30 protein-coding genes are annotated in these 22,294 nt (G+C 37.0%); 6 read left to right on the forward strand and 24 right to left on the reverse strand.

Translation table 11 applies throughout. The features are described from left to right. Position 1: 1 nt before the first annotated feature. Positions 2-1,363, reverse strand: coding sequence for a hypothetical protein (locus ACNQGJ_RS04485; RefSeq protein ID WP_417969666.1), 1,362 nt, complete (start codon positions 1,361-1,363; stop codon positions 2-4). Between the two features lie 719 nt (positions 1,364-2,082). Here ACNQGJ_RS04485 and ACNQGJ_RS04490 point away from each other — a divergent pair. The 5 genes from ACNQGJ_RS04490 (at position 2,083) to ACNQGJ_RS04510 (ending at position 3,382) form a co-directional block, all read left to right on the forward strand. Next, on the forward strand, positions 2,083-2,295 hold the full coding sequence (locus ACNQGJ_RS04490; protein WP_417969664.1) for a hypothetical protein: 213 nt from the start codon (positions 2,083-2,085) through the stop codon (positions 2,293-2,295). Positions 2,296-2,307: 12 nt separating this feature from the next. Beyond that, a complete protein-coding gene (locus tag ACNQGJ_RS04495) occupies positions 2,308-2,490 on the forward strand; it encodes a hypothetical protein (RefSeq protein WP_417969662.1) in 183 nt (60 codons plus the stop codon). Between the two features lie 70 nt (positions 2,491-2,560). Continuing rightward, positions 2,561-2,788 (forward strand): hypothetical protein, encoded by a 228-nt coding sequence (locus ACNQGJ_RS04500; protein WP_417969660.1) that lies wholly within the window; start codon positions 2,561-2,563, stop codon positions 2,786-2,788. Beyond that, the gene (locus tag ACNQGJ_RS04505) at positions 2,772-2,966 is read left to right on the forward strand and encodes a SymE family type I addiction module toxin (RefSeq protein ID WP_417969658.1); all 195 of its coding nucleotides are present in this window, start codon (positions 2,772-2,774) and stop codon (positions 2,964-2,966) included. The genes ACNQGJ_RS04500 and ACNQGJ_RS04505 overlap by 17 nt, the downstream gene beginning before the upstream one ends. Then, the gene (locus ACNQGJ_RS04510; RefSeq protein WP_417969656.1) at positions 2,963-3,382 is read left to right on the forward strand and encodes a DUF6943 family protein; all 420 of its coding nucleotides are present in this window, start codon (positions 2,963-2,965) and stop codon (positions 3,380-3,382) included. Before ACNQGJ_RS04505 ends, ACNQGJ_RS04510 begins: the two co-directional genes overlap by 4 nt. A 327-nt stretch (positions 3,383-3,709) precedes the next feature. Here ACNQGJ_RS04510 and ACNQGJ_RS04515 read toward each other — a convergent pair whose 3' ends face one another. The 9 genes from ACNQGJ_RS04515 to ACNQGJ_RS04555 all read right to left on the reverse strand — a co-directional run bounded on the left by ACNQGJ_RS04515 (position 3,710) and on the right by ACNQGJ_RS04555 (position 9,669). Further along, the gene (locus ACNQGJ_RS04515; protein WP_417969654.1) at positions 3,710-4,447 is read right to left on the reverse strand and encodes a hypothetical protein; all 738 of its coding nucleotides are present in this window, start codon (positions 4,445-4,447) and stop codon (positions 3,710-3,712) included. Between the two features lie 136 nt (positions 4,448-4,583). Then, a complete protein-coding gene (locus ACNQGJ_RS04520; RefSeq protein WP_417969652.1) occupies positions 4,584-6,290 on the reverse strand; it encodes a hypothetical protein in 1,707 nt (568 codons plus the stop codon). Further along, positions 6,262-6,900, reverse strand: a complete 639-nt coding sequence (locus ACNQGJ_RS04525) for a hypothetical protein (RefSeq protein ID WP_417969650.1) — start codon at positions 6,898-6,900, stop codon at positions 6,262-6,264. Before ACNQGJ_RS04525 ends, ACNQGJ_RS04520 begins: the two co-directional genes overlap by 29 nt. Beyond that, positions 6,890-7,213: a hypothetical protein gene (locus tag ACNQGJ_RS04530; protein ID WP_417969648.1), complete on the reverse strand. Its 324-nt coding sequence runs from the start codon at positions 7,211-7,213 to the stop codon at positions 6,890-6,892. Before ACNQGJ_RS04530 ends, ACNQGJ_RS04525 begins: the two co-directional genes overlap by 11 nt. Then, on the reverse strand, positions 7,200-7,364 hold the full coding sequence (locus ACNQGJ_RS04535) for a hypothetical protein (RefSeq protein WP_417969646.1): 165 nt from the start codon (positions 7,362-7,364) through the stop codon (positions 7,200-7,202). Before ACNQGJ_RS04535 ends, ACNQGJ_RS04530 begins: the two co-directional genes overlap by 14 nt. A 2-nt stretch (positions 7,365-7,366) precedes the next feature. After that, complete coding sequence (locus ACNQGJ_RS04540; RefSeq protein WP_417969644.1) at positions 7,367-7,555, reverse strand: hypothetical protein; 189 nt, start codon at positions 7,553-7,555, stop codon at positions 7,367-7,369. Further along, on the reverse strand, positions 7,552-7,761 hold the full coding sequence (locus ACNQGJ_RS04545; RefSeq protein WP_417969642.1) for a hypothetical protein: 210 nt from the start codon (positions 7,759-7,761) through the stop codon (positions 7,552-7,554). Before ACNQGJ_RS04545 ends, ACNQGJ_RS04540 begins: the two co-directional genes overlap by 4 nt. A gap of 2 nt (positions 7,762-7,763) precedes the next feature. Further along, positions 7,764-8,228: a phospholipase D-like domain-containing protein gene (locus ACNQGJ_RS04550; RefSeq protein WP_417969640.1), complete on the reverse strand. Its 465-nt coding sequence runs from the start codon at positions 8,226-8,228 to the stop codon at positions 7,764-7,766. A gap of 145 nt (positions 8,229-8,373) precedes the next feature. Further along, complete coding sequence (locus ACNQGJ_RS04555; RefSeq protein ID WP_417969638.1) at positions 8,374-9,669, reverse strand: hypothetical protein; 1,296 nt, start codon at positions 9,667-9,669, stop codon at positions 8,374-8,376. Here ACNQGJ_RS04555 and ACNQGJ_RS04560 point away from each other — a divergent pair. Beyond that, the gene (locus ACNQGJ_RS04560; RefSeq protein ID WP_417969636.1) at positions 9,668-9,829 is read left to right on the forward strand and encodes a hypothetical protein; all 162 of its coding nucleotides are present in this window, start codon (positions 9,668-9,670) and stop codon (positions 9,827-9,829) included. The two genes, ACNQGJ_RS04555 and ACNQGJ_RS04560, sit on opposite strands and share 2 nt — an antisense overlap. 10 nt (positions 9,830-9,839) lie before the next feature. Here ACNQGJ_RS04560 and ACNQGJ_RS04565 read toward each other — a convergent pair whose 3' ends face one another. The 14 genes from ACNQGJ_RS04565 to ACNQGJ_RS04630 form a co-directional block, all read right to left on the reverse strand. Then, complete coding sequence (locus tag ACNQGJ_RS04565) at positions 9,840-10,649, reverse strand: hypothetical protein (protein WP_417969634.1); 810 nt, start codon at positions 10,647-10,649, stop codon at positions 9,840-9,842. Between the two features lie 27 nt (positions 10,650-10,676). Further along, positions 10,677-12,824, reverse strand: coding sequence for a hypothetical protein (locus tag ACNQGJ_RS04570; protein WP_417969632.1), 2,148 nt, complete (start codon positions 12,822-12,824; stop codon positions 10,677-10,679). A 25-nt stretch (positions 12,825-12,849) separates the two neighbouring features. Next, positions 12,850-13,722, reverse strand: coding sequence for a S49 family peptidase (locus tag ACNQGJ_RS04575; protein ID WP_417969630.1), 873 nt, complete (start codon positions 13,720-13,722; stop codon positions 12,850-12,852). Positions 13,723-13,749: 27 nt separating this feature from the next. Beyond that, on the reverse strand, positions 13,750-14,334 hold the full coding sequence (locus ACNQGJ_RS04580) for a hypothetical protein (RefSeq protein WP_417969628.1): 585 nt from the start codon (positions 14,332-14,334) through the stop codon (positions 13,750-13,752). Between the two features lie 65 nt (positions 14,335-14,399). Further along, positions 14,400-14,930 carry a peptidoglycan recognition protein family protein gene (locus ACNQGJ_RS04585; RefSeq protein WP_417969626.1) on the reverse strand — a complete coding sequence of 177 codons (531 nt, stop codon included), beginning with the start codon at positions 14,928-14,930 and terminating at the stop codon, positions 14,400-14,402. Next, complete coding sequence (locus ACNQGJ_RS04590) at positions 14,920-15,132, reverse strand: hypothetical protein (protein ID WP_417969624.1); 213 nt, start codon at positions 15,130-15,132, stop codon at positions 14,920-14,922. Before ACNQGJ_RS04590 ends, ACNQGJ_RS04585 begins: the two co-directional genes overlap by 11 nt. Continuing rightward, positions 15,129-15,446, reverse strand: a complete 318-nt coding sequence (locus tag ACNQGJ_RS04595) for a hypothetical protein (RefSeq protein ID WP_417969622.1) — start codon at positions 15,444-15,446, stop codon at positions 15,129-15,131. Before ACNQGJ_RS04595 ends, ACNQGJ_RS04590 begins: the two co-directional genes overlap by 4 nt. A gap of 86 nt (positions 15,447-15,532) precedes the next feature. Next, positions 15,533-16,093, reverse strand: a complete 561-nt coding sequence (locus ACNQGJ_RS04600) for a hypothetical protein (protein ID WP_417969620.1) — start codon at positions 16,091-16,093, stop codon at positions 15,533-15,535. Positions 16,094-16,105: 12 nt separating this feature from the next. Beyond that, positions 16,106-18,622, reverse strand: coding sequence for an SGNH/GDSL hydrolase family protein (locus tag ACNQGJ_RS04605; protein WP_417969618.1), 2,517 nt, complete (start codon positions 18,620-18,622; stop codon positions 16,106-16,108). Further along, entirely contained in the window at positions 18,619-19,116 is a 498-nt protein-coding gene (locus ACNQGJ_RS04610) for a hypothetical protein (RefSeq protein ID WP_417969616.1), read from the reverse strand. Before ACNQGJ_RS04610 ends, ACNQGJ_RS04605 begins: the two co-directional genes overlap by 4 nt. A 694-nt stretch (positions 19,117-19,810) precedes the next feature. Continuing rightward, entirely contained in the window at positions 19,811-20,002 is a 192-nt protein-coding gene (locus ACNQGJ_RS04615; protein WP_417969614.1) for a hypothetical protein, read from the reverse strand. A gap of 23 nt (positions 20,003-20,025) precedes the next feature. Continuing rightward, positions 20,026-20,154 (reverse strand): hypothetical protein, encoded by a 129-nt coding sequence (locus tag ACNQGJ_RS04620; RefSeq protein ID WP_417969612.1) that lies wholly within the window; start codon positions 20,152-20,154, stop codon positions 20,026-20,028. A gap of 17 nt (positions 20,155-20,171) precedes the next feature. Further along, positions 20,172-20,513, reverse strand: coding sequence for a hypothetical protein (locus tag ACNQGJ_RS04625; protein ID WP_417969610.1), 342 nt, complete (start codon positions 20,511-20,513; stop codon positions 20,172-20,174). Between the two features lie 166 nt (positions 20,514-20,679). Next, the gene (locus ACNQGJ_RS04630; RefSeq protein WP_417969608.1) at positions 20,680-22,290 is read right to left on the reverse strand and encodes a DNA cytosine methyltransferase; all 1,611 of its coding nucleotides are present in this window, start codon (positions 22,288-22,290) and stop codon (positions 20,680-20,682) included. Positions 22,291-22,294 lie beyond the last annotated feature (4 nt).

Raw genomic sequence — 22,294 nt, forward strand, 5'->3', positions numbered from 1 at the left:
ACTATTGGTTTATTATTCTGTTTTTAGGTGCGATATCCTGCTCTTTTTCAGCTGGCTGATGATAGAATCCAAGTTTTAATTCAGATGTTGGGAAGTTGACTTTGATAGCATAATTTATTGCCTTCATAATGATCATTTCGGGAATATCAATTCCTGTTTGAAGGAATGTTTTTAACGCATAAATTTGTTCAGAACCGCTATCACTTTTCCCACTTTCGGAAACATTACCCAAAGCCGAATGTAAATTTAAACCTGCTGATAAAGCGTGATCCGCACGTTCTGATATTGATATTTGCGCCTGAACAAAATCCTTAATATTTTGGTCGATTACTTTTATTTCCCATCCGTGCTCAATTAAATTTGTTCCTTCAACCGTGAAGCTTTTTGTGGTATGCAGGTATTTCCCGGTGTTTTCATCCCCCGATAACACAACTGATATTTTTTCAAGGAATTGTTTTTGAAAATCCAACAACATTGATTCTTTAAAAGGAATTGAACGCTGATTGCAATTTGTTACCATTTCAGTCCGTTTTTTATCCCAAAAAGCCTGAGGCGAAACAATATGGTATTTTAAATTTATCGAATTCTTTGATAATGCTTTGAATATTAACGGCACTGAGGTAGAGCGATTCAACCATTCAAGCGAACCATATAAATCTGGTACGGTATAATAATCGGTACAAAAACTATACATATTGGAATACAATACCGAATTTGGATTAGCAAAAGGATCTGTGAAATCAAATAGAGGATACACTTTGTACTCGCTTAGCGAATTAACAGCGTTAAATGAATAATCAGATAGCATTGCATGAGTAGCTTCCCTGTTCTTGCTGCTCTTGGCTGTAGCCAAACGTGTTCTGTCCGGGAATAAATGATTTATTCTAGATATAAATGGTTTACCTACACGCGAACCCTTGGTTAACTCATAACGGGAGAATATTCCCTCTATATGTTGGAAGTCAGTACAGGCCTTGATTAAATACTCCTCAAAATTCCATGACTTCAACCAGTCCATGATGGCTTTATCCATTACCCACTTACGCGTTAGTACGCTATCAGTGATGTCTTCGCTGTATAATTGAGGACCTAATCCCCAAATCAATTGTGTCTTCTTTTTTAAAATACCAGGAGCGATATAGTTTGTTTGAACAGTGTGCTTGATTATATCTGGAAGATCATTGTTAGCACCAAAAGGATAAACCAAGTAATCACCAATGTAGTTGTGCTTATTGTTCCAGTCAAGATCGTTGCTCTTTCCCTTCAATTGGTAGAAGTCACGAGGTGTCTCGCTCACTTGGTACGTGAATGCTACGTCAGGCGTATCTACTATTGCGTCTCTGCCTACATACTCTATGTTCATGCTCATGGTGTTACTGTATATCCGTTAAACTTCATTAATAATGGTAGGTAGAACCAACGCTTGCCGTCATGTGCATTCACATATCCTATTAAGATGTCAGCCTTCTTGCTTTGGTCATCACGGTAGCCCTTTCTTAACTGTGCGTTTGTGACATCCTTGAACCCATCAGTAGTACCGTTTGTCTCATTGAATGATAGGAAACTAAACGTGAATGGAATACCTAATTCAGTAAGTTTTCGCATTCTTTTCAGTGCATCGTACAACTTGATGGTCGGTGACATGTAATTACCTTTTATTAATGTTATACAATGATACTATTACCATAGGTAATACAGTGTGACATGAACAATAGCAAGGGGTTAGGTTACCTGCGGAGCGTAAACGGTGGGCGGTGGGGCGTCGCCATCTGTCATATCTCTGCCCTTTCGGGTCGGAGGTAACGAGAAAACCGTTTTTGAGCGGGACGGTATTTCGAAAGAGAAAAAGCAGAATTAACCCTTTTTGATTAGTGTTAATTTGCTGATTTTCAATTTCTTACGGTTTTTGTTTTTTTTGTAACGCCTTTGTTATGAACTTTTTAAAAGGTAAATTTTCCTATTTATAATCATTCTTTATTTAGTTTTTAGGGCTGAAAACCCTATTTATTACCTCTTAATAATTGCGTATAAATACGCTTTTTTGTATCTTTAAGTATTAGTAATCAGATAAATAACAACAAAATGAACACAGTAAAAAAAGAGGTAGGACAGGTTTTAGTAGTTAAACCATTACCAACATTGGCAAAAGTAGAAACACCCGTAAAAGACGAGAAAGCAACCGTAACCGCATTGATTGAAAAGTTTGCTCCAAAATCACCACCAACCGCAGAGGAAAGAATTGGGAGAATACAACATTTTGAGGCGCATTCTAAAAGGTTCAAACACCTTAAATAAAAATCCAACGACTTGAAAATGTTTGATGCAGGGAATGACAAAACAAATGCAAAAATTGTTCTTAAAAACTCCGCAGGTTTTGAGTTTGAAGTGAGTAATTCTAACGTGATTAAAAAGGTTCGGGATGCGATGGAAACCGAATTAAACATTCTACTAGCAGAAGCAGAAAACGAGGTCTTAAACTTCGAAATCTAAACTAAAAACAAAAATCCTCTACTGGTCGAAGAGTAGAGGATTTTAAAAACCACTAAATTATATACAAGCCATGACGCCGATACAATCTAACAGCCACAAAAATACATCTTTTAAATTGTCTGAACAAGTAAAAGAAACACTCCACGCCAAAGGGTATTCCTTCCTTTTTAATTTTGAAGACTTCAAATACTACAAAGCACAAGCTAAAAAAGCCTTTAATAAAGTACAAGCGATAACAGATTTATTTATCCAGGATAACCAACCTACAAAAAGCGATTATCATGGATACATTTTTTAACATTCGAAAACTTACCGTTTCTTCTCAATATGTGAAAAACCTTTGGAAGAAACCCACCATAAAACCAAAATTGACTATTTCGGGCGAATGGATGAAAAAGGCAGGTTTTGAAGTAGGGGAGAAAGTAACCGTTTCAGTATCTCAAAATATGCTGATAATTACACGGATGAATTTATGACCATTCACCGATACAACCCCGATAAACCCAAGAAAGAAACCGTTTTTTATATACAATCTCATGGCTTGCACGCAGGGCGACCACTCAAAAAACCCATTCCCAACAGTTGGGAAATGGACACCGAAACAAAAAACGCTTTCGAAATTTGTTTTATGGTTTACAATTCTAAATTTTTAAAAAATTATTTACGTGGTTCCGTGATTCCTTTTTTGAGTTTGCACGAATACAAGAAAATAATACAACCGCTTTTTACTAATCCGGTACAACATGAAGAAACAACACTAAAAAAACTCAAAACATTGCAGCTGCTTGATGTAGCGATACAAAAACAGGAAGACACCCGAAAATATTACACCGAACTAAAAACTGCCATAGCGCATGAACTTTTAAACGTATTCCAAACAAAAAGCCATTAATTAAGTGGCTTTTCTGTTATAAAAAAAATTCCGCCCAAGCGGGCGGAGATTTGACTTAGATTTTTCTCTTTTTTATATTTACATAAATCATAAATATCATTATTAAAATACTGTAGTTACTAGGTTGTTTGTCCTGATAAAAATACAAGAATGACAAAGTTAAAAAGTAAATCAGTGGACTGTAAAAAGCAATTAAATCAATTACTTTACCTAATCTTGATATCATGTTATTTTTATCATTTTCTTTCATAATTCAAATTTATAAAAAAATTCCGCCCAAGTGGGCGGAGGTTTGACTTAAATTTTTTTTTCTAAAAACTATCGTTTTTATATTATGTTTATTGGAGTTGGTTTTCTATATATTTCTATTTCATCACCGAGCCCTATTTTTTTCAATAAAAGCTTTCCTAAAGTTGTTATACTAACATAACTAGTTTCAGGTTTTCCCGTATTTCTATTGAATTTTGGAAGTTCTTTTTCTCTATCCATTTTTATCTGACGATCAATTAACCCCAGTCTTTCTAAATGTTCTATATAGCTGTCTTGGACAATGTAATCAATAAATTCTTTTTCATTTTTATGTGAATATTTCTTTTTCTCATCGAAAACAACTTTGTGTTTTTCTCTGAATTCTTCATCTCCACCCATAGTTGGATGTAAATAAAATCGTAACCATATTATTTCAATATCATTTAACTCATTTATCAGTTTTAGTAACTGTTTATATTGAATCATTTTAAGCTCTTCCGACTCAATTCCATTAGCAATTATGTTAATGATATACTCTCGTCTTTCGTCAGACATTACTCTAGAGGATATATAAAAACTCTCTTCAATTAAATCTATAAATTCTTCGTTTTTTATTAATTTATTTAATTTTTCTACAGGAATTAACGATAATCTTTCGTCAAGCTGCTTCACGTATTTAGCTATTCTATCAATTCTTTGATTTGGAATTACATTTCCAATTATTTCACCTAAAAAACCTAATTCCGGAAAAATTATACTTGCAGCAATTTTACTTATTGCAACGCCATAATCTGTTTTATTGTTTCCTAATTGCATAAACATTTCATTTACAGGTTAATTTTAAATCAGCCATTGAAACCTTCTTACTTAAACGTTATTTTTCAGAAGGTTTCCCTACTTGCCAAATTATAGACTCGAAGTCATTTGCAGGTGACTTCAAATATACACAAATTTAATCCCCCACACTCGGGTCCATACCCGTAAACTGGCTATGCGTATTCACCATATCCACAAAAGCCCTGCGATAAATCAAATATTTGAAAGCATCCGAGAAATTCGTAGAATACATCGGTCGTAATAAAATCGGCAAACTTTCCGAAGATTTATCTTTAAACAAAGTTCGGGAACCAGTAGTGGTAAAAGATTTCAATTTGATTTTAGTGAGTTCTAAGGAACTTTTCAGGCATTTGCACTGGAACTTATCAATTTTAAGTTTTAGTAAACCCTCGGCCGTTTCTCCCATCAAGGCTTTGGCAAATGCAAACTCTTGGTCTTGGTAAATAGTCCCTTGACCTTCGGACATTAAATTGACAGTCCAACCAGTAGAAGAACCGTTTTCCCATTCAATCGCATTTTTGACCGCATTCGCCCAGTCACGTTTGGTAGATGCATTTTGATTTCCGGAGCGGTCATAGTACAAATCAATAATTTTCACCTTATGATATTCATAAAATTTACGAAATTTTTTACCCATTTGAACTTCATTCTCCGGAGCCAATGTATAGAATTCTTTAAGGCAATATAAGTAGTTCCCTCTAGGCTGTGCCGTCACTAAACTACACATATCGCCAAAATCCATACCGCCTTCCATCTTCGCATTGTGGTCGATGTATCGCAATGCCAAGCTGCTTTCCTCAATCACCTCCGTCAAAGAAAATTTGTCGTAGTAAGACGAAATCACGCCATCATCATAAAAATGATGCTCGCCAAGATTTCCATAAAATTTTTCGCCTTTCTTTAAATTGATTTTCAAAGAAAGAATCGCACTTTTAAATTCCTCAATTCCCAATGCTTTTAAACTATCGGCAAAATAGCCTTCGGTCAAAATATCAACGTTGACAAGAGAAGAAACCACATAAAAGAAAGTCAAATCCTTGCGAACCCGAATCCATCTTTCTGTCCAGCGAACTAAATTACCTTTCAGTTTTTCAATGGCTGCATAATCGCCAATTTGTTTGTAAGAAAGGATTTCCCGCTTAATCTCATTCAGCACCAATCCCACTTCAAGAGCCAGTTTTACCTGGTCTAAATCCATGTTCTTTTCATCCTGCATAATCCAATCTTCATCACCATCAATGATGTTTGGCATATCCGTAGTAAAAGTGGTACCACGATAATACACCGAGTGGCCAAACATGGTATATTCTCCACGAATAGCAGGAGTCAGTTTTTTTAACTTGGCAAATTTCAGTAAACGCGCTTCATCGCCATACATATGCTGGTACGAACCACCCGCTAATCCTCCTGGTTGATCAAGCGAACCCAGATTTATAAAACAGCCGTTAAACACCGAAATAGTATGCTTGTAAATTTCTACCGGCTTGTAGGGAAGTTTAAAATGCGCAGGAGGTCGTTTGTCCGTAACATAGTGGATTCCTTCTTTCCATCCTTTACGATTCCATCCCTCGAGTAGCGTAGGGACAATATTTTTTAAGCAGTTGACATACGTATCCGAAACTAATACCTGATAGCTTTTTGGCATGTCATAGATAACATTCTGTGACCTTTCGGCAATAATATCAGCCGTTTTTGCTGTAGCACGACCCGCTATTAATCTCAAATGTTTGGGAGCAATCAAGAAAATTAATGTTTTCAGCCAACTGGCATAACGACCTTGTACATCAGTATCATCAAGACTTACGTGGGTTTTCCTGCTCATCTGGGAATATTTTTAACTTAAATCCGGGGATTAAGGCTTCTTGTTTAATTCTTATTCTTTCTTTCTCAGTGATTTCAGGGAACTTATCAATCATTTCAGCTAGTTTCTGACGGTTTACTTTAGGCATATCAAGCGCGTCAGTGTCCCATGTGTAAACGACAAACGGCGCTTGAAAAATTTCAGCAGGAAGTTCCTCTTTGTCAGGATCATTCACTCCACGTAATACCGATGCATCAAGACACATTTTGATTACTTTTTGGGCATCACTTACATCTTTGACTGTGAGCATCGCAAAGTTGATCATCTTCTCCATTTTCTCTGCGTAAATGTTACGCCATGCGTCTTTAGAGATTTTAGAATCCCGATAAAAATATTCCTGCGCCTCGTCACAAACTTGTGCAGCTTTGTATCGGGATAGTTTGTATTTTGGGGCAACCATCAAATGCTTTATGATGGCTTCTTTACTGCCATATAAGTCCATCCGTAGAAACATACCCCGAACCATATCCAATAGTTCTAAGTAATCTACAATATGAGCAGGAGCATTTTTAGGATTACCGGAATCCATAAAAGCGTAAATGTCATTTATGTTAACTTGATCAATAGTCATCTCCAAAAAGTATTCTGTTTCTAATAGTCTCCACTTCCGTATCTTTTCGCAATCCTATAAAGATTTGCGCTGCAGTAATATTCCCTGCTTCGGCTAATTCCTTTTGTTTATTGCTAATGTTGAAATCAGATACTAATTTCCCTCGCTCGTACGCTTGCCTAACCAAACTTTCTTTCTGGTACCACAATTCCAAAAATGCCTTTTTATCTACATCAAGATAAAGCGCAATTTTCTCCGGCGAATAATTACACCCTGATAAATTATGAATATGAGTATATTCCTCTTCCGAAAATTTGAGTTCAAGTAGATTCATTTTTGGTTAGAATTAAAAGATAAATACCCAGTAAAAAATATCCAAAAGACAACGCTACTATTGGTTCAATAGGCATTGATTTTGGCAAATAATCAGTAATAATTCCAAGTATCAATGAAAGTGTGATCAAGGCAATCCCTATTTTTTTCATAGCTATACTTTTTTAGATTTCATTACCAAATTGTACAACAGCACCGGAATGGTCAACACAAAAAAGCACAACACCAGTACACCTATAAAAATGCCCACAACTGAAACCAACGATATCAAAACCGAAGCCGCCAACAGTATCAATGCAAGCACTACACAGGCTCTTATAAATCCAAAGAATATTTTTTTCATAATTCAGCTTTTTTAATTGCAAATCCCTGTTTTTCAACGTTCGAAAGAAATTTATCAAGAGACTTATCTTCAACCATTTCTAAAATGGCTCTTACATCACACATAGATATGACTTCCACTTGCCTTTTTATTACTGTAAAATTCCCTTTTTTAGTTTCTATAGATCTAGTTTGTAAATATTCTATAGCTTTTTTTATATCTGACATAATCAATATTTCTTAAGTTTCGAATCCGTAAACAACTTCATTCTAAAATCATATAACCCCTTGCTATTGGCAAACACGTACTGTTCATAATGCGCGTTCTCGCTCCAGTTCCCCGAGCCTTCAATCACATAATAATGATCGTGCGTCAGCAGTAAACAAACTTTTGCATGTACCCATGCATACAGTACGGTTACATTTGGCCGACTCTTTGCCATGGCCATCAGGTTATCAATCACAAGAGGATTTCGCTTGATCATACTGTCGCTAACGAGTAGCGTGATACGCTCAATTTGTCCCTTGTCATGCATTTCAATTAATGCATCAATAACCTTTCTACTGATGCTGTAAGTCGAAGCGTGCAATTCCTTGATAGGATATACTTTAGCCACAAGCGGAATAAAGGTAAACGCATTAAAAGCCGTATCACTTTGCAAAAAGAAAAACTCTTCCGGAGTGGGGACCCGCATCAGGTCATTCTCTAACGAAGACACCTTCTGATAATGCGCTGCCAAATATTTTGATGTAAATAATTCAGTATGTTTATCCTCCACTGGCACATCTTCCTTTGAAATGGGCGGGGGGAGGAGTTCCTTATAATCAAACAACCCCATTTTACTTAGGATTGATTCCTAATTTCTTATTCACTAAGGCTAATTTTACTTCACGTTCCGCAACCCGATTTGTAATCAATTCGATTTTCTCCGTGTTTTTGGCTTTCTCGGCTTTCGCCAAAGAGTTTCTGTTGTCACTAAAATATTTTGCAGAAGAACCCTTGTAATTATTTAACTGAGCAGGTGTCATCGCTTCCACTTCGCGAGTCAGTTGCAATCTTTTGAATATTGGATGCAATCCCAAGACTTTACCGGTAGTTTGATAGGCGTTCAGTTCATCGTATATTTTTTGATTTTCATCAAAAGACTGAATAGCTGAAGCCGCTATTTCTGCTTTTAAATTATCTTGCATGTGAACTTCCCCCGATTCTATTCTTTGTAAATCAGCATGATTTTTCAAATATAAATTCCAAGATGTAATTTTATCAGCTATCAATATTTTGAATTCATCCGGACAATCCTTTTCGTTCAAGAAAGGAAATTCAACACGAATAGATTTTGCATCTATTTTAGGCAAGCTTTTCAAGGTTTCAAGTTCATCCTTCAAAACTTCGTTTTCCTCCTCTAATTCGTCTTTTTCATCCTGTAAATCTTCCTTTTCCGCTGTTAAGTTTTCGTTTTCTTGCTTCAAAATTCCAAAATCAACACCAAGCTTCCCATCGATGTTCACGACACCATTGTCATTAACATCAATATCAATGATTGGAGTACCAGGATGCGAATCATCAGGACGAGTTCCTTCTATTCCTGTAATATTTACATTTTGTAGATTGTTAGGAACATTCTGCAAATCATTAGGCACATTCTGCAAATCGTTAGGAACATTATTTAAATTAGTAATCAATAATTTATCCGATTCAATTTTTTCTAGAGCTTTAATTAAACCCTCTGAAATTGTATCATAATTACTGTTTATTGCTAAAGTTAGAATTTCTGTTAAATCACCAGTAGATAATTCTCTTTCAATTCCCCACGCAATTAATTCTTCCTCAGTCATTTCAAATGCTGATTTAGAATAGAAATATTTAGTTTGAAAAGCACCTTCTGTACTTTCGACTTTCGACATTTGACTTTCGACAACTGACGCCACTTTCTCCACATCAGTAATCCCATGTAATTTTTGCAAATCATACAATAGGTTTTCCAAACCACGTTCTGAGAATCCCGCAGCATTGACAGACCTTTCCACACCAAAGTTTTTCCCTTCGGATTTTCGGTATAATTCAAAGGCTTCATTAAACTGATTGTATTTCTCTTTGGGTAAGTTCTGCAGGAACTCGATTACTTTTTGTTTCATGACTATTTTTAGTTTAGTTTTTCCACTCTGGCACCCTTTCCTTTGGAGAGGGACGGGGAGAGGATTTGGATTGATTGTAAAATTGGTAATTACCTATCAAAAACACTGTGACATGAAAAAAGCCACTGCAATTGCAGTGGCTTTTCATCCAAAATACTAACCAAAAAATACTATCCTCTAGATATCTCTGTGAAAATAGTTACCGCACCGGCTTTGAATACTTTTAAGTGAATTACAGCACCCGCTAATCCAGTCCAAGTAGTACCTGAAACTAATAAGGCTGATTTATCGGTCACCCCACTTGCTAATGTAGCAGGAGCAACACCACCACCACCTATCAGCGTGATAACATCACCATGCTCAAGCGTGTTTGTGGCAATCGCTATTGAAGCCGTGATTGCTAAACTAGGCAATTGATATGCAAACCCATTTGTAACGTTTAAAGCTACAGCTGTAGAAGAAACTACAGTAAAAGGATCTACACTTGGAAGTGGACCAGTAAAATGACCAGGTAACCATTCTGTTTTGGCAAATTGCTCAAAAACTAGCATGTGTTTACGACCGTCATTATCATCCTGTCCTGCAGGTTTCAATTGAACCGGAGCACAAGCAGTTCCTACCACTTTTCTAAACGCGTCCTGACAGCTTCCGTGAATCACAATACATGGCTCTCCTAACCATTCAGCAACAAACTCATTTATTTCTAATTGACTTCCCGGATGTTCTCCTTCAAACTTCTGTTTCAAGGAAATTGCATCTTCGTCACCATCACTTTCGTACGGCGCTTTAGTTTTAGAAGAAGTCAAATAGATTTCCGCTATTTTAGGATTTGGTTTTAAGGTGAAGGCTCCTTCCATCAAAACCTTCTTAGAATTTCGGGGAGGCCATGTTGCAATATCCTTTACTGCAACAATCAATACATTAGGCGTTTTTGCAGCTGCAGAACCCGAGGCCGTTTTCTTTATTTGTTGAATATACATATCTGTAAATTATTACGCTTATTTATACTAAGCTGTTATACTTCTTTCAGTCTCAATCCAAGTTCCATCCACTAATGTAAGTTGAATGAAATCGTTACTATCACCCAATGTCGCTGCAGAAGCTACATTGATGTTTCCAACATCAGATAAAGTAACATCAACACCTAAGGCATCAGTTCCAAATATCTTGATAGATTTTCCTTCTACACCATTAATCACGCTTGTAATTGCTGTTGATGCTGCTCCGTTAAATTTAAAAACAACTCCTTCATTAGCATCTACCGTTGCTGTATTAAAAGTGGCATCAGGAATTACCGTAGTATCTGGCGCAGCAGTTCTTGATAATTCTTTTACTGTACCGTCAGCATTTACATATAAAGTCAATGTTCCGCCTGATTTCAAATTGAAAGCAACATCACCAATTAAGGAAATTTTCACACCATCAACTACATTCTTAACCGCTAGTAAAGTAGTGTCTCCTTTTATTTTCAAAACAGTACCAGGAGTAGTTCCGGTAAATTCTGTTATATCAGTATGAAACCCTTTAGTCACATATAAGTTTTTGAAAACCGCTTTTACTTTTCCAGTTTCATCATCGTTCACAGGAACATAGAAATCAGTAGGGAAAACTGGAACTGTATTAGACCAAACCGTTTGTACCGCAAATTCTAATGGATCACCCGCTTCAACGGTATTACCAATATGAATGAAACGAACACCCATTTTATAATCAGCCCAGATATAAATCATACGTTTCAAGTACTCAAAGTGGTACATTGATTTTTCTGCAGGTACATTTTCAAGGATTTCAATATTATCATCAAAAGTCATGAACATAAAGTCAGAACCTGCCATGTCGATAATTCTCTCAAACTTAACGTTCGGGTAATCTTTTGGCGTTTCAGGATACCCTTTATAATCTTGGTTTACACCATACAAAGTTTCGCTTCTGCGTTTGTAGGCTCTCAACCACTCATCAGATAGGTATAAAACCAATCCTTGTTGCTCTCTCACGTCTTGTGGCAATGCTTTTATAAGACTATCTACATAATCCACAATGTTTGCAGTGGTAGGCATACCAAGGTCAAAAGCACGGTATTTTTTAGTAACATCACGCGCTTGCTGAGCAATGTACAATAAACCATTCTGACGGTTGATGGATCTACCGGCAACAGTAGCATCTTCCGGAGTGGCAACATAAACCCCTTTTATTGTAGCAATACGATCTTCCACTCTTGCTTTTTTGTCCAGTTCTCCTACTAAGAATTTCACGAATGAATCTTTGTACGGCTGAGAACCTTCTTTATTCATGAAGTTCAACCATGAAGCTTCAATTCTTTGCAAGAAGTAACCAACATACTCGATATCAATTTGGATTGGAAAAATTTGTCCTTCTTCCGCTTGAATCGTTTGTTTGTTTTTAGGCAACCAAGGCAATTTTCTACCTTGAGAGATTTCAGCAGTAGCGATGGAACCATCAGATACTTTGTCATCTACTTTCGTTCTTTTTAACCAGAATGTTGGCAAGCCAAAAGTATCACGGTGCAAAGACTTAATCGCCTCAGGATTCTGACGGAAATACAAATCTAAATCGTCATTCAATTTCTGAATAGTCGGCTGACTTGTAAAATCAGTAGCAGTAATTACTTGCGCTGCTGCTCTTTGATTCCAAGGGCGACCTTCAAACGCATCAAATGCATTAGTCGTAGCAAATAAATGTGTTGCGGAATGCGTTGCTTTTGTCATTTTTCCTCCTGTTACTACTGCGAAAGGTTTATCCCCTTCTGGCTCAGCGATTAATTTAGCAATGATACCTTCTTGCTGTTTTTGTTTTGCTCCAATCGCTTTAATTAATGCTAAGGTTTCAGAATCCCCTTTGTCATCTTTTGCAATTGTTGCCAGTTCTTCTGCAGTAAGATTAGATTCCGCCACTAAAGCAGCAATTTCATCTTGTACAGCTTTCAACTGTAGGTTGTTGTCAGACATCGCTTTTATCTCACCGTTAATTCCGTTGATTGCAGCTGCTGCATCTTTTTCGCCAAGCGTATCGACAATCTTTTGTCGTTGTGCGGCATCCAAATTAATTTCCTGCCCTTCGGCATTAATCGGGAGTTCTTTCACGCCCAATAGTGCGCTGAAGAAAGCGACTGTTTGAGCCATAAGTTTCCATTTCATAGGAGTTTTTGTTTTAGGTTAAAAATTATTTATAGTGGTTCAATTCACTCGTAACATGAAGCCTTTGTATGGCTTGGTCTTGGCTGCCTATAGCATCTATCATTCCGTACTCAAGGGCTTGGTCTGCGCCAAAGGTCTTTCCGGTCAATACGCCAATTTCTTCTTTTAAATTAGTACAGGCGGCTCGTACATCATCTTGAAATTTTATAGCCAGAGGCGAAAGATGTTCTTTCTTGATCAATTCATAATCTCCTTTAAGCATTAGGTTCCAAGCTTCGTTTTTATGCGCACTTTCATCTGGATATACATCATGAAATACATAACCAAAACTTTCAAGGTACTTTCTGGTATCCACATAAGACATCACGATTCCAACAGATCCAAAAGCGGCCGAAACATTATTGTCAGCCATTTTATAGTCGGATATGGCACACATGGCCCAATATCCTAACGAAGCGCATTGATCTGCTAATCCTACAATGGGTTTCTTTTTGGTTTTTCCAAATTCTTTAAAAGCACCAATTGCCGAAACGGCTCCCCCTGGAGAATCCACATTAAAAACAGTTCCAATGATGTTTGGATTATTATCAGCAGCACGAAGCGCATTGACTATTTCTAAACCGCCATAACTCCACCAGTCCCCGTATTTCATAATAGGACCTATCATATCAACAACGGCTACTGATCCTGCCGGAGCATCGAGCATTCCGTTAGAGTTGGGATAAACAGGCTTTCCGTTATCATCGAATATGGATAAAATTGCTTTTGTCGTTTTTTCAAATGAAATTTCTTCCCCAGTAATTATTTTATGAAAAATACCTGCGTAAGCATTAACGCCCTGCAGGGACATTAAGAATTCGCCACGCATCAAATCCATTAAAGAGTTATTTACTTTCATGACTTCTAATTTTTTACGAAGGTGAATTTATTTAGAGAATAACGCTGTGACACGTTTAAACCACTTAAAGTGATAGTTTAAGTAATCCAAAACAATCCCAATGATGACGATACCTATCATCCAAAACCAAGTCCAAAAAGTAAAACCTGATTTATCCAAAGTGTTTTTTACAACCTCAATTTTGGCAGCGGCGCTATCTTTTGTTTCTACTTTTCCTGCAGATTCCTTTTTATGGAATTTCTGGGAATTATCGGAATTATCGATTTTCTGATCCTTCAGTTCTGTGGTCGTTTCCTCCGTAAGACTGGCATTATTCAAATCGTGTTTTTTGCCTTGAGGATCTATAACGCTTGCAGGCTTGGTAGCATCTACAGGCGAGTACGTTTTTTTTACAGAAACCGTTTTGGTTTTATCATCAACTTTCGTCTTGATATCAACCTTCACATTCGTTTCGGAATTTTGGGAATTTTCGGATTTTTGGGAATTTTCAATCTTGATTTCCTGTAGATCGCTTTCAGTTGTTTTCTTTTTGGAGGAGCAGGAGGAATTTGCAATTCCAAATAGGATAGCTATTACCCATAACAAAATGTGATTTCGTCTTTGATTATTCATACAATATTTTTTATTATTATTATGTTTATACAGTCACCCAGTTCTGGGAAAGAACAGGTAGCGGATTATCTATTTTTAGGGAGTTTCAATTTATGATACATAACATTTTCTTTCAACATCAAATCCTCATATTCTGTGTAGGCATCAAATGAGGGACACTCTTTGATACGTTCCCATGACTCTATGGCTCCGTTTTTGTTTTTATCATTGGAAAAATGATAATGCCCCACAATCATTACGTTTTGCAAGTCGTTTCCATTAGTCGAAAGCCAATTCATCATTAATATGATTTCTTGCAGGATACCGTCTCGCTGTGCTTGCGTGCGGGTATCTTTTGCCACTTTGACATTTTCATGCAGCACACCACCACGGTAACTAAGATGTAGTGATTGCGAATTAAAACCGGCAACTCCATTTGTGGGATTGTTGTACTCTTCCAGTCTATGAGGAGTTCCGTCATAATCTATCCATGTGGCGTATCCTGGTGATTTCCATCCCAAGGTTTTTTTCCAGAAATCCTGCATGCTTTTCAGGGTTCCGTGTCCCGCTTGGCAATGAACTACTATGTATTTTATATTTTTGGCTCTATTGCTCATGAGATTGTTTTTCTATCTGAATACTGTCTAAAACTAGCGTGCATTCAATTTGACTAATCAGCGTATTAATTTTTTGTTCTTTATATGCCGCTACTTTTTTGCTTTGTACTATTATTTTTGGAGGATAATCAGGCAGTTGTTTTGGCGAAAGCATCAATGCGCTAAACGCCACTATTCCTAAAATGTAGAGTGGTGTTTTCATGATTCATTTTTTATTTGTTTCCGTTCTTTTTCCTGTTGAAGTAAGAGTTCCAGAAGATGATTGAATTTGTCCGTATAGAATTCCAATTTTGCATTATGCTCTTTAAAGTCTCTGGCGCGATAATTATTAATAGTATCATTTCGATTAGAAAGCACAGTATAATTTTCTCTATGTTGCTTATCATTGTAGTAGGATAATGTGATTATAAAAACAATAACTATGATATAATTCAATTGAACTCTTTTCGAAGGTGACAACTGAAAATACCAGTCAAATAGCTTGGGGAGTTCTCGGAAAAAGTCAAGGATTTTCATAGAGCATGTAGGTTTGATTCAAAAGTATATTTTACTTACAAAAAATACTGTGACAAGAAAAAAGCCTGACTTTTCAGGCAGGCTTTCTAAGCAATTTCGTAATTCATAATCTTGGCTGACTTCTTGGTCTGGAACCGAGAGATTATCTTACTGTTTTTTTTTTCGCGGTAATACAATTGCCGCAGGGTATCGTTAGAAAAACCAAATTCCAACAGATCATATTTATCTATAAACTTATCAATTGCCGAAACTACTACTGCTTCACCATTATTTTCAATACAGCCATTCATATACGATACGTAGGACATCCGGAACATATCTTCGAGCAAGTCATTTATATCGTCATTGGCTTCCTTGGGGAGCATCAGGAAGGAGTTCCGCCCGCTCTCGTGCTTGTAGAACTGTCCTTCGTATTTCTTTCCGTTTCCATCATCTGAAATGGTTAGGAATAAATTAAAATTATCCACGTTCAAATGCCGTTCCGCCTTCACCATCAGCAACCGTATGATTCGCCCAACAGTAGATACCATAGGAGAGTATATTACGGCTTTGACTCTCTTATTGCCATACGCCACTTCTTTACCATCGCTTTCTTTAAAAAAGAATGGTACTAAGTGTGGCCGGATAAGGATTGGGACTATGGACATGGTTGGGTTTTATTACTGCAAAACTCTTCTAATCATTGAATAAACACTATTTGCTATTTGCTCATTTCCGTATCCGTTAGGGTGAACGGTGTCTGCAAATTGTTTTTCAGTTTGTGAAACATCGGCAAACTCGCAAACTTTTACCATAGAATACGGATAGCCGTAATCTCTGTCAATTGTTAGAGAATTTGGAGCCACCCAAACATTTGCGTGATATTTGAATCCCGTTTCGTCCTGATAAAACTTGGCGGAAATTGCGTTGTTTAACAACATCATTTTACGTTTCAATTCGTTGGTGTTTCTCGATGATACAAAGTTCTCTCCGTTTGCTCCGTAAGGCTCTAAACCGATGATGATTTTGCAGTTTGGAAAACCTTTGTCAGCACTAAGCACTTTATCAACGATTGAAGTTAAATTCGTGATTATATCAGGTATAAGTGTTGCTCCGTTAAAAAAGATACCGCTTAAAACATCGTTAATACCACATTGAATATGAAATATATCAATTGAAGCCACCCCTTTAGCAGTAGCGTACGCTTGGTAATTAATTTGGCCACCTACATAAAAAGGGGAGATGGAACCCGTAAAAAATCCAAAAGTCTGCCCTGAATAACCCTCGTGTTTGACTGCCGAATTAAAACCGTTTACTTTTGTTCCAACCATAACAGGCGTGAAACCACCATCAGAAATAATTGCGTTGTAAAGTTTTAAAGCACTTTCTCCTGTACCACCTTCGGTTAAGGAATCGCCCGCCATTACGATATTCTTTGTGCCTGTTCCTGCTGTTTTTGAAACCGTTTTTATTTGAAAATCTTTCGTTCCCACAACCTGCCTTTTATAGTCTAAAACATTGCATCTGATTATATGCGACTGCCCTGCTGTTGTAGGTTTGAATTTCAAAGAACGGTCATTTATTGTTATCCCTGAACTATCACTGTTAGAAGTCCAACCTAAAGTAATGTTTGTCAAAATAATTTCAAAACTATCTATTTGGTTCGGAATATCTAAAATGGAATTTTTGTAGATATTCAATTCTTTACCTACCACCGCATAAATCACATCAGGGATTACAATTTTATTAGACAAATCTACTGTCAATTTTTTATTAGTTTGGTATTCCATTTTATTAACCAAAGCTAAAATAGGAAGCTGAGTCGTATATCCTGTTGCATCTAAGAAGTAATTAGTCTGCGGATTTCTCAATTCTAAAAGCGTTGAAGCTACTCCTGTATAAGAATTTTCATTTCTGAACATTCTTAACTTTTTATTTACATTTTCAAAATAAATGTATAAGTCTTTGTCATCAGGATATTCAATAACGTTGTCAAAAAAGCACTCAAACTGGATACCAGAATTAGCATTAAAATTGGTGAATTCTTTAGTTGCTATCAAAGCTGTGTTTGACGAGGTTGGATTCCATTGAGCGATTCCGTCCGTAGTTTTATATATTTTCATTGTTACTGTTTCTCCGATTGTAGAACACAAAATCCAAGCAGAAAAAAAGTTAAACTGCCCTTTAAATTGGTTTCTTTCCAATAACCAACCAAGACCACTACCATTAGTTGTCTGACTTTCAAGCGCTGTCATTTTTTGTTCCAACGGATCGTTTAAATAAACCACAGGAGAAACAATAATTTCAGCCGTATTTAAAAAAACATTTTTAACTTTTATAGACGGTAAAGTAAAAGGAATATAAGAACTCGTATTCACAGAACTCAACGTAAACATAATTCCGTTTATATCTCCTGTTCTGTAATGTATTTTTACAAAGTAAGCGTTAGCAGGAGTCGTAACGATATTGGCATAAAGCACCGATGACAAAAATTGTTTATTAGTGTCAAAATAATAAATGTAATATTCAGGCGTACCAACTCTTTTATAAGCAGTGTTTGGAGTTACTGCCATAAAATCCGAAGTTCCCTCTACTGTTGACGGTGTGAAATTAGTATAAGTGTCGCTATAAACCCCTGCCGAAACCGTTGCTTTATTAAATAAATTGACAGTTTTTGCTATATCAAATAGTGGTTCGCCTGAAATATAACCACTCAATCGGTCATCCCATTTAGTAGAAGTAGCAGGAACATCGCCTGACACCGTAGCGGAATTTGCCGTCCAATCTTTGCCTTGATAATTTACCTGATCTCCAGAAGAGTAAGATTGAGCTATCCAGGTTTTTATCTTACTGTCAGGAATAACTAAAGAAGATTTGGTGATGCTAAAAGCACCTGCAGCATCCCGTATAATAAACGCAATTTCATTAGCAGCAACAACAAATCCGCCATAATTTGCATACGTTCCTGGTTTAATTGCAAGCCAATACGCTGTGCCAGTTCCGGCAGGAGTAAAGGCAGGTTCAGCCGCGCCCAAGAATGTAGATTGCTGGATCACAGCCATTTCATTCACGGCATTGCGCAATTGGTTTATTTCTTCGGCGGTCATGCAATATTCAGCGCCATATTTAGCAATGAAATCAGCGAGTAAAGGACTGTTTTTCTTGTCAGCCCAAATAAGAGGTAAGTTAGCACTCATAAGTATAGTGATATAGGGATTAGGGTAGGCAGGCCTACGGAATGAACATTTGAAACAAAACCAGCCGGAGAGATAGCAATCGTCTGGAACTTCGCTTCGGCAGTCTTGATGTTGGTTTCGGTTTTTATTTTTGGTCGGGCATTTTGAACATAATCGTTTCGGCCGATGACCAGATCACGTCCATCAGTTAATTTTAACTTAACGAACTTCACTTTATGCATCAGTTCAATACGTTCTGCTCGGTTTTTGTCATTCGCCGGAAAACGAATCGTAACACTTTGTTTGTATGAGGTTCCGGCTAAGCTGCGTTCGCTTTCTTCACCAAAAGAAACCGAGCCTAAACCCACGTACGTTTTGGCAAAATCTACGGCAAACATTGTGGAATTAAAAAAGGGTTGCCAATCAGGAATATTGGCGGCGGTCACTTCGCCCCTAAAAGCGAGTTCTACACCACAAATATTCGGATTAACAGCAACTCTATCAAGGATTTCCATCGATTTTATTTTTTATAAATATAATCAAAAATATATTAATAGTAAATTTTTTACATACAAAAGTTTACTAAAAGTATATTTTTTGTTTTAAATAAATTGTGACAAGTTCTCCGGAGAATCTGTAAAAGGCGATATAAAAATGTAAACTTGTAACCGAGCAGTTTAATAGTGTGTGAGTACCAATAAAATAGGGGTTTCAGCAGTTACATTGAAAATGTAACCAAAGCCATTATTGATATTGTAAAAATGTAACCTCTTTTATAGTTACATTTTTTTTGTAACTGTAGTTACAATAATAAAAGTAAAATGTAACCTATAATCCCTTTGTTTTCGGCATCTTTCGGCAATGGTTACAAAGTTACATTTTTTTTGATGTTTTTATAATATAGGGGGCAAGGGGGAAAATGGGGTAGGAATGCGCCTACTTTGCATAAATTGCAAGGAAAAGTAACTTTATTGTAAATTGCTGTGAGAAACGGCCTAAAAACCGCTATAATAACTATGCAAAAAACCCACCAGTTACTATTGTTCACTGGTGGGTTTATAGCGATTTCGTCTACAGAAAGCATAAAGTTATTTATACAATCGCTTGAGGGGTTTTTTGTTATTTCATGGGGTAGTGTTTTAAAATTTTAACGTTGGCTAAGCGCAATACTCCCGATGGTCATACTGGCGCCTAGCCGGGCGTTATGCCTCATTCTGTAGAAACACGAAGCAAACGACCCGCAGCATCGCTATTCGATATTTGTTTAATTCCATATTGATACTTACAGCTGTCGCATTTTTTAACACTCATTTCTGAACCGTTTCTAGTTGTTTTAACTATTACTTTTACGTTCCCATTGGGGCATTTCCCACAATTAAGAAGTTCTGTTGTGATTTTCATGATAATCTAATTTTTATTTACTGTTACTCTTCCCGTTGCTTTAAAAATTCCTCAATTGCTTTTTCCGTGTTATCAAAAACATACCATACTTCATGACCGCAATCTTTAGCCCAGTCAATAAATTCTCCTAATAATTCTTTTATATCTTCCATTTTTTTGTCTTTAAAAGTTAATAATGCTTAGCACCGGTTAATTCATCAAATTCTTTGGAAAGATGATCCAAACACCCAAAATTGAAAGCCGTGGTGTCAGTTAAGAGTTTCAACATGTTGGCGGTATCAGCTTGTTTCTCCAATTGTTCCGTTGGGGTTTTATAATCCGCTGCTTTACTGTAAAACCGAACCTCATTATCCTGGTACATGTACGCACAGGAATAGGAAGGATTCAAGTGTACAAAATATTCACCATGTCCGGGCGAATGCAAAGCAACTGCAGCTGCTAAGTTGTGTTTGCGTAAAACTTCTTTTATTTCTTCAGCTGCTATTTTTAATGTGGTTTCTGCTTGATTCATTTTTTTTGATGTTTTTTACTAATTAATTCAAATGCCTCCTTCCAGAACTTAGACTCAGGTTGCTTTTTAAAGGCGGAATCCGTCAAGTTATAAAGATGGGCTACGTTCTTAGTATTGTTTATTGTTGTCTCTAAATTTGACCCTTTAAATGGTGATTCTTCCATGATTAAGCCGCTAATATCCATTCCACAATACCGTCATAATTTGCTTCGACCAGTTTTTGCGCAACCAGTGGCACAACTGAGTTACCTATAAACTTCTTCTGATCGGTTTGTGTTCCTTGCAGTTTGTAACCTTCCGGAAAACCTTGAATACGTAACATTTCATCTACGAGGAGCATTCGCATTTTGATATCGATTATCCCATGCTCAGCCATGAATTCCTTAATTTTTACCATAACGGGATTATCATCTTCATAAATGATAATAGATCCTTCGCCCGTTTCCGTACTTACAATGTAGGGCGGTTTCTTATCCATGCGGGCAATGAGCGTGAAGCAAGGCTGTTCGATAGAACTTCCTTTGCTCGAAAACTGCGGATTAAGCAACCATTTTTGAACATGTACCAAAGCTAATTTTGGATTATTCGTTATGGTTCCCGCTGGCACTTCAATCGAAGCAGGAAGTGAATTTCCATACTGTTGTTCGATGAAATGTGAATTGACTACAGCAACCCTGTCTTTTGTCGTAAGCGTAGGACATACACTGTCTAGCGAATGCAAACCGCTTTTGCCGTAATACGTATTCAAATGAATGGAAGAAACCACCGCATGACTGTTTTGTGTGGTTAGCGTTCCGATAGGTTCCTCCGGTGACTTGCATCGTTGCGCATCGTTCCCCGAATTATATGCAGCTGTGAAAATGGTTTTTACAATATTGTGAACGTTACCGGAAAGTATAGTTCCCATTGGTCTGTCCAATGATTTCGATTTTTCCTCTGGATTCACGCTTCCTCCATTATTTCTGTAGGTGAAATTTACTTCGGAACTGAATTTTACTAATCCTGCATAAATGCGTTCCAGTGTATTATCTACCAAAGGTTTTTTTCTGTTGAAAATACTTTCTCCTTCGATATCCAAAAGCAAAACTTCACGAACGGCCTTCCATTTTGTTCTTGGTTTTTCAAATAGACCAGGAGTGCTGTTTACTTTTTTGCTGTGGGTAGCCTGTGGCCAGTTGATGGGCATTCCTTTTTTGGCAAACTGACCAAAGAAGCGCTCACGGGAAGTGTACGCTCCAAAATCAGCTGCATTCAATAAACGATAATCAAAATTGAATCCTCTTTTCTTGATATTGTTTACCCATTTTAAATAGTCTTTGCCTTTATCCTTACTCACGGGTTTGCAAAATACATCCAGTGGACCCCACGCCATAAATTCCCGCACGTTTTCAATGTATAGATAATCCGGATTCAATTCGTCAATGTACATGAACAAATGTTCAGCAAGTGTGCGACTGTCCGCGTTACGAGGTTGACCGCCTTTGGCTTTGCTATAATTGGTACATTCGAGGGAAGCCCAAATATTGATTTTACAGTTTGGGTCTTTTGCTCTGATTTCGTCAACGAGTTTCTTAATTTTCAACACGACTGCAAAATCCCTAATATCTTCGGTAAAATGTATTGCTTTGGGATGATTAGCTTCGTGAGCTGCAATGGCTTTGGCATCGTGATTAACGCAAGCCAATACGATTGCATTGGCTTCGGCTAAATGGATTCCTGTGGTTGTTCCTCCTGCTCCGCAAAAGAGATCTATCCAGTATATGGTTGGGTTTGTCATTTGG

This window comes from Flavobacterium cryophilum (assembly GCF_048286555.1).
Lineage (GTDB): Bacteria > Bacteroidota > Bacteroidia > Flavobacteriales > Flavobacteriaceae > Flavobacterium.